Annotated in this window: 8 protein-coding genes; 1 reads left to right on the top strand and 7 read right to left on the bottom strand. The window is 64.9% G+C overall.

The window, feature by feature from the left end; genetic code table 11:
- The first annotated feature begins 261 nt into the window (after window positions 1–261).
- Complete coding sequence (locus Q7T45_RS15910) at window positions 262–612, top strand: hypothetical protein (protein WP_304871896.1); 351 nt, start codon at window positions 262–264, stop codon at window positions 610–612.
- A 167-nt stretch (window positions 613–779) separates the two neighbouring features.
- On the opposite strand, the gene Q7T45_RS15905 is transcribed toward Q7T45_RS15910, so the two are convergent.
- From Q7T45_RS15905 to ffh, 7 genes are all read right to left on the bottom strand, one after another.
- A complete protein-coding gene (locus Q7T45_RS15905) occupies window positions 780–980 on the bottom strand; it encodes a hypothetical protein (RefSeq protein ID WP_304871895.1) in 201 nt (66 codons plus the stop codon).
- A gap of 103 nt (window positions 981–1083) precedes the next feature.
- Window positions 1084–2490 (bottom strand): 3-isopropylmalate dehydratase large subunit, encoded by a 1407-nt coding sequence (leuC, locus tag Q7T45_RS15900; RefSeq protein WP_304871893.1) that lies wholly within the window; start codon window positions 2488–2490, stop codon window positions 1084–1086.
- Between the two features lie 346 nt (window positions 2491–2836).
- Window positions 2837–3238: a 50S ribosomal protein L19 gene (gene rplS / locus Q7T45_RS15895; RefSeq protein WP_304744637.1), complete on the bottom strand. Its 402-nt coding sequence runs from the start codon at window positions 3236–3238 to the stop codon at window positions 2837–2839.
- A gap of 116 nt (window positions 3239–3354) precedes the next feature.
- Window positions 3355–4119, bottom strand: coding sequence for a tRNA (guanosine(37)-N1)-methyltransferase TrmD (gene trmD / locus Q7T45_RS15890; protein WP_304871892.1), 765 nt, complete (start codon window positions 4117–4119; stop codon window positions 3355–3357).
- Window positions 4116–4649 carry a ribosome maturation factor RimM gene (gene rimM / locus Q7T45_RS15885; RefSeq protein WP_304871897.1) on the bottom strand — a complete coding sequence of 178 codons (534 nt, stop codon included), beginning with the start codon at window positions 4647–4649 and terminating at the stop codon, window positions 4116–4118. Before rimM ends, trmD begins: the two co-directional genes overlap by 4 nt.
- An 18-nt stretch (window positions 4650–4667) precedes the next feature.
- Window positions 4668–5063 carry a 30S ribosomal protein S16 gene (rpsP, locus tag Q7T45_RS15880; RefSeq protein WP_304744641.1) on the bottom strand — a complete coding sequence of 132 codons (396 nt, stop codon included), beginning with the start codon at window positions 5061–5063 and terminating at the stop codon, window positions 4668–4670.
- 51 nt (window positions 5064–5114) lie between these two features.
- Window positions 5115–6617, bottom strand: a complete 1503-nt coding sequence (gene ffh, locus Q7T45_RS15875) for a signal recognition particle protein (RefSeq protein WP_304871891.1) — start codon at window positions 6615–6617, stop codon at window positions 5115–5117.
- Between the last annotated feature and the right edge of the window lies 1 nt (window position 6618).

The raw sequence follows: 6618 nt of genomic DNA, 5'->3' as shown, positions 1-6618 counted from the left end.
TCACGCCGCGCATGAACTGCTATTGGCGGCCCGGCTAGGGAATTTTCGGCTTCCTTGTTGGCAGCCGTTTCTGGGTGAATCGCGTCCAGCGCTTCGCGCCCCATCGCCTGTCCCCGACGGCCCGCGCCGCCATGCGGCGCTTGATCTGAATCATGGCTGCAGGCGAAAGCTGTGCCTACATTTTTCCGTTTTTTGCAGCTTGATTTGGCCGCCGGGCACGGTGGCTGGCTCGGATCGGTCACGGAACGGCGGAGGCTTATCATGAAGAAATGGATTGGCGCGGCGATCATGGCGTTCGCCCTGAATTTCGGCGGCTCGGCCGCGATCGATCCGGCCGCGGCAGCGCCACTTGCAAAGGAATCGCAAGCCTCGAACGCGACCGACTTCAGCGCGCATCGGCGCTATTACCGCCACCGCTACCGGCATTATCGGCCCTATTACGGCGCGTACTACCGCCCGTATCGTCCGTACTATCGGCCCTACTACTACGCGCGGCCGGCCTACTACCGGCCTTACCCCTATTACTATCGACCATACCCCTATTATTACGCCCCGGCGTTCCCGATCGGATTCGGAATCGGGTTTGGATTTGGGCCGCGGTGGGGATGGTAGACGCCGCGTCTCGCTGAGCCACTGGTGCAACAGATCGCCCGGGGCATCGCCACCATTGGCGCATTTGCCGACCTGACGGTGAGTACAGAACCGCAGGCTGGAAATAAATCAGGCGCCCGCTCGGGCGCCTGATGTCTGTCTGCTGCAGGCAATCATTGCCCGCGCGCTCAATCCCAGTCCTTCCAGTTCCACGGCTTGAGCTTCCATGGCGTGAACGTCTGTATCCGCCACTGCTGCATTCCGTTCGGCCGGTGACCGAGCCGTGATTCCTGCTTGGCCTCGGGCTCGACGACGCGCCGCACGATGCGGCGGCGCACCTGCCGGGTCGCCTCGCTGATCAGATCGACGAAAACAGGCTTGTCGGCCACGGCCCGCTCCTTGCGAAACGCCTCGCCCTATGAGCCGACAAGTGTGCCCCCAACTGCTTAACGACTTGCTTCCGGAAAGCCTCGGGGTTGAAGCAACCGCGTTTTAGCGCCACTCCCTGATGTCGACGAAATGCCCGGCGATCGCCGCCGCCGCCGCCATCGCCGGCGACACGAGGTGGGTGCGGCCCTTGAAGCCCTGGCGGCCCTCGAAATTGCGGTTCGAGGTCGAGGCGCAGCGCTCTTCGGGGGAGAGCTTGTCGGGGTTCATGGCCAGACACATCGAGCAGCCCGGCTCGCGCCATTCGAAGCCGGCCTTGATGAAGATCTTGTCGAGGCCTTCGGCTTCCGCCTGCTCCTTGACGATGCCGGAGCCCGGCACGATCATGGCGCTGAGATTGGCGTTCACCGTCTTGCCGTCCACGACTTTCGCCGCCGCGCGAAGATCCTCGATCCGGCCGTTGGTGCAGGAACCGATGAACACGCGGTCGAGCTTGATGTCGGTGATCTTGGTGCCGGCCTTCAGGCCCATGTAATTCAGCGCGCGGTGCTTTGAGAGCCGCTTGGCTTCATCGGGAATCTTGTCGGGATCCGGCACGAAGCCGGTGATCGATACGACGTCCTCGGGCGAGGTGCCCCAGGTCACGATCGGCGGCAGTTTTGCGGCATCCAGCCGGATCTCGTGGTCGAAATGCGCGCCCTCGTCGCTGCGCAGCGTTTCCCAGTAACGCATCGCGGCGTCCCAGGCTTCGCCCTTCGGCGACATCGGGCGGCCCTTGAGATATTCGAACGCCTTCTCATCCGGCGCGATCAGGCCGGCGCGGGCGCCGCCCTCGATCGACATGTTGCAGACCGTCATGCGGCCTTCCATCGAGAGCGCGCGGATCGCGTCGCCGGTATATTCCAGCACATCGCCGGTGCCGCCGGCGGTGCCGATCTCGCCGATGATGGCCAGGATGATGTCCTTGCCGGTGACGCCGTCGGGCAGGACGCCGTCGACGACGGCGCGCATGTTCTTCGCCTTCTTCTGGATCAGGGTCTGCGTCGCCAGCACGTGCTCGACCTCGGAGGTGCCGATGCCGTGCGCCAGCGCACCGAACGCGCCGTGCGTGGAGGTGTGGCTGTCGCCGCAGACGATGGTGGTGCCGGGCAGCGTAAAGCCCTGCTCGGGGCCGATGACGTGCACGATGCCCTGACGCTTGTCGTGCTCGTTGTAATAGGTGATGCCGAACTCTTTGGCGTTATCCGCCATCACCTTCATCTGCTCGATGCTCTCGGGGTCCGGATTGGGCTTGGAGCGATCGGTGGTCGGAATGTTGTGATCCACCACGGCCAGCGTTTTCCCCGGCGCGTGTACCTTGCGGCCGGTGGCGCGCAGACCCTCAAAGGCCTGCGGCGAGGTCACCTCGTGAACCAGATGGCGGTCGATATAGAGCAGGCAGGTGCCGTCATCGGCCTCGTGAACCAGATGGTCGTCCCAGATCTTGTCGTACAGCGTGGTCGGTTTGGACATGAGCGTAAGCTCCAAAGGAAAATTCAGGTGAGCGGGTGAGCGCGGCTACGCGCAACTAAACGAACATCAGCGCGACATCAGAGCGCGCGTTCAAAGTTCCGACGTCGCGGAGGTCGTGAACCGTCCGAAAAAGCGGCCAGGCAGACGCGAGCGATCGTCGATCACGATCCGTGCGGCGAGGCGGCATAGGAAGCTGGTCTGATCTGGAACCATTTTAAATTTCTAGCACAGCGCCGGCCATTGCGACAATGAATCGATGGGCGGCGGACGGCTCAGATAGGCATGCCGCAACAAAAAAGCGCGGGGATGAGCCCCGCGCTTTTCGTCACATCTCCATGCAGGAGAATTATTTGGCGGCCGCGGCGACCTTCGGGGCCTTCTCGGGGCGCTCGGTCTTCTTCTCGACGATGCGGGCCGACTTGCCGCGCAGGTTGCGCAGGTAATACAGCTTGGCGCGACGCACCTTGCCGCGGCGCACCACGGTGATCGAGTCGATCATCGGCGACATCACGGGGAACACGCGTTCGACGCCTTCGCCGTAGGAAATCTTGCGAACGGTGAAGCTCTCGTTGAGGCCGCCGCCGGAGCGGCCGATGCAGACGCCTTCATAGGCCTGCACGCGCGAGCGGTCGCCTTCGACCACCTTGACGTTGACGATCACGGTGTCGCCGGGACCGAATTCCGGAATGACCTTGCTGGCGGACAGCCGGTCGAACTGCTCTTTTTCGAGCTCTTGAATGAGGTTCATCTTGAAAATCTCCATCGGCGGCGCGCCCCAGCCTGCAAGGCGCGGGCTGCGCGAACGTCCATCTATCCTGCCATTGCGCGGATTTGGCGCTCCTATACGGCAAAGGCCGGGGCTTGTCACCCGTCCGTCGTGCTTTTTGGGCGCTTTTGGCCAATCCCTGTCGGGGCTTGTCTGGCAGCCCATAAATCCGGCCGCCGCGACCGGGTCAGGGCCTCGGCCTCGGCCCGCCGCCACGCCGCCACCTTGGCGTGGTCCCCGGAAGTGAGGATTTCCGGGATCGGCCGGCCCTCGAACTCCTGCGGGCGGGTATATTGCGGGTATTCAAGTAAGGAATCCGAAAAACTCTCGTCCTCGCCGGAGGCGAGCTTGCCCATCACGCCGGGCAGCAGCCGGACGCAGGCATCGATCAGCGCCAAGGCGGCGATTTCGCCGCCCGAAAGCACGTAATCTCCGATTGAAACTTCCTCGAGCCGGCGGGCCTCGATTACCCGCTGGTCGATGCCCTCGAACCGGCCGCAGACGATCAGCGGTCCCGGCCCGGCGGCGAGTTCCACGACCCGCGACTGGGTCAATGGCCGACCCCGCGGGCTCATCAGCAGTTTTGGCCGATCCGGGGCGATATCGGCGGCGTCGATGGCATCCGCCAGCACGTCCGCGCGCAGCACCATTCCGGGTCCGCCGCCAGCCGGGGTGTCGTCGACGCTGCGGTGGCGGTCGGTGGCCGAGGCCCGGATGTCCCGCGCCTCCAGCGCCCACAGCCCCGACGCCAGCGCCTTGCCCGCCAGGCTGACGCCAAGCGGACCCGGGAACATGTCCGGAAACAGGGTGAGGACGGTGGCGCGCCAGACCTTTGTCTCGGAAGTCTTCGCTTCAGAGGTCATGTCGCAGATGTATCACCTTCGGGCGTGTCGCCCGCAATCTCGTTCGGCAGTTCGATCACCACGCGTCCGCCCGCGAGGTCTACCGTCGGCACAATCGCATTGGTGAACGGCAGCATCATGGTTGAGCCGCTGGGCGGGGCGATTTCGATGATGTCGCCGGCACCGAAATTGTGGATCGCGGCGACGCGGCCGAGCGGCTCGCCCGCGGATGTCACCGCGGCAAGCCCGATCAGGTCGGCGTGGTAATATTCATTCTCGTCGGTATCAGGCAGTTTTTCGCGCGCGATGTAGAGCTCGATGCCGTTGAGCCGTTCGGCATCCTCGCGGGTGACGATGCCTTTCAGCGTCGCCACCAGATGGCCTTTTGCTTCGCGGGCGGTCGCGATCTCGAACGATCGCGCGCCGTCTTTTGTCAGCAGCGGTCCGTAGCTCTGCACCGCGAACGGATCTTCGGTGAAGGTCCACAGCTTCACCGCGCCCCGCACGCCATGCGGGGCGCCGATGCGGGCAATGCAGATCTGTGCCGGCATCGCCACGCGCTGTCGCGCTTACTTCTTGGCTGCGGCGGCGGCTGCAGCGGCGGCCGCCTTGGCGGCGGAGGCGGCGGCAGCCGAGGCGGTCGCGGCGGCTTCGGCGTTGGCCTTGCGCTCCTTGCGCGGCAGGGCCTTTTCCGGGTTGTTGCGCGCGGCGCGCTTGACCACGCCGGCGGCATCGAGGAAGCGCGACACGCGGTCCGACGGCTGCGCGCCCTTGGCGAGCCAGCTCTTGACCTTGTCCATGTCCAGCTTCAGCCGGGCTTCGTTGTCCTTCGGCAGCAGCGGATTGAAATGGCCGAGACGCTCGATGAAGCGGCCATCGCGCGGGAAGCGCGAGTCGGCGACGACGACGTGATAGACCGGACGCTTCTTGGTGCCGGCACGGGCGAGGCGGATAACGACTGACATTGATTTCTCCTTCGGGGTGTCTGTTTGGATGTTTGAGTGAATTGATCGCGATTATTTCTTCTTGCCGAGGCCGGGAAAGCCGCCGAGGCCCGGCAAGGTCGGCTTGCCGCTGAGACCCGTGAGCCCCGGCAAATTCGGCAGCCCAGAGCGCAGGCCCGCGGGCAGATCCTTCGGCAGCGCGGGCATGCCGCCGGCACCGCCGGGCATTTTTTCCGCCAGCGCCTTCATCTGCTCGGGCGACGGCATGCCGCCGCCGCCAAAACCCATGGCCTGCGCGATGCCGGCCATCGGGCCGCGCTTGCCCTGGCCCATGGCCTTCATCATGTCGGCCATGTTCCGGTGCATCTTCAGAAGCTTGTTGACTTCCTCGACCTTGAGCCCGGCGCCTGCGGCGATGCGCTTCTTGCGACTGGCTTTCAGGATGTCCGGGTTCTTGCGCTCCTGCCGGGTCATCGAATCGATAACCGCGACCTGGCGCTTTATAATTTTGTCGTCGATCCCGGCATTGGCGATCTGGTTCTTCATCTTGGCGATGCCGGGCATCATGCCCATCAGGCCCGAGATGCCGCCCATATTGGCCATCTGCATCAACTGCTCGCGCATGTCGGTGAGGTCGAACTGGCCCTTGCGCATCCGCTCGGCGGTGCGCGCGGCCTTTTCCGCGTCGATATTGGCGGCGGCCTTTTCGACCAGCGACACCACGTCGCCCATGCCGAGAATGCGGCCGGCGATGCGGCTGGGATGAAAATCTTCCAGCGCGTCGGTTTTTTCGCCGGTGCCGATCAGCTTGATCGGCTTGCCGGTGACCGCGCGCATCGACAGCGCCGCGCCGCCGCGGCCGTCGCCGTCGACCCGCGTCAGCACGATGCCGGTGAGGCCGACCCGCTCGTCGAACGAGCGCGCCAGGTTGACCGCGTCCTGGCCGGTCAGCGAATCCGCGACCAGCAGCACTTCATGCGGGTTGGCGGCGGTTTTGATTTCCGCGGCCTCCGACATCATCTCTTCGTCGAGCGTGGTGCGGCCGGCGGTGTCGAGCAGCACCACGTCGTAGCCGCCGAGCTTGGCGGCTTCCAGCGCACGTTTTGCAATTTGCGCCGGCTTCTGGCCGGCCACAATCGGCAGGGTCTGGATATCGAGATCGCGCCCGAGCACCGCGAGCTGCTCCATCGCCGCCGGGCGGTAGATGTCGAGCGAAGCCATCAGCACCTTGCGCTTGTCGCGCTGGGTCAGGCGTCGCGCCAGCTTGGCGGTGGTGGTGGTTTTGCCCGAGCCCTGCAGGCCGACCATCATGATGGCGACCGGCGGTACGGCGTTGAGGTCGATGGTCTGGCCGTCGGAGCCGAGCGTGGCGACCAGCTCGTCATGGACGATCTTCACCACCATCTGGCCGGGCGTCACCGACTTGACCACAGTGGCGCCGATCGCCTGCTCGCGGACGCGATCGACGAAGCTTCTGACAACGTCGAGCGAGACGTCGGCCTCGAGCAGCGCGCGGCGCACCTCGCGCATCGCGGCATCGACATCCTTTTCGGACAGCGCACCGCGCCCCGTCAGT

This window comes from Bradyrhizobium sp. (assembly GCF_030646015.1).
GTDB lineage: Bacteria > Pseudomonadota > Alphaproteobacteria > Rhizobiales > Xanthobacteraceae > Bradyrhizobium.
This window is presented reverse-complemented; position numbering and strand designations above follow the sequence as displayed.

Excerpts from the sequence above, each read along its gene's own strand:
- Q7T45_RS15910 (WP_304871896.1), top strand. The coding sequence starts at position 262 with ATGAAGAAATGGATTGGCGCGGCGATCATGGCGTTCGCCCTGAATTTC.
- leuC (WP_304871893.1), bottom strand. The coding sequence starts at position 2,490 with ATGTCCAAACCGACCACGCTGTACGACAAGATCTGGGACGACCATCTG.
- rplS (WP_304744637.1), bottom strand. The coding sequence starts at position 3,238 with ATGAACCTCATTCAAGAGCTCGAAAAAGAGCAGTTCGACCGGCTGTCC.
- trmD (WP_304871892.1), bottom strand. The coding sequence starts at position 4,119 with ATGACCTCTGAAGCGAAGACTTCCGAGACAAAGGTCTGGCGCGCCACC.
- rimM (WP_304871897.1), bottom strand. The coding sequence starts at position 4,649 with ATGCCGGCACAGATCTGCATTGCCCGCATCGGCGCCCCGCATGGCGTG.
- rpsP (WP_304744641.1), bottom strand. The coding sequence starts at position 5,063 with ATGTCAGTCGTTATCCGCCTCGCCCGTGCCGGCACCAAGAAGCGTCCG.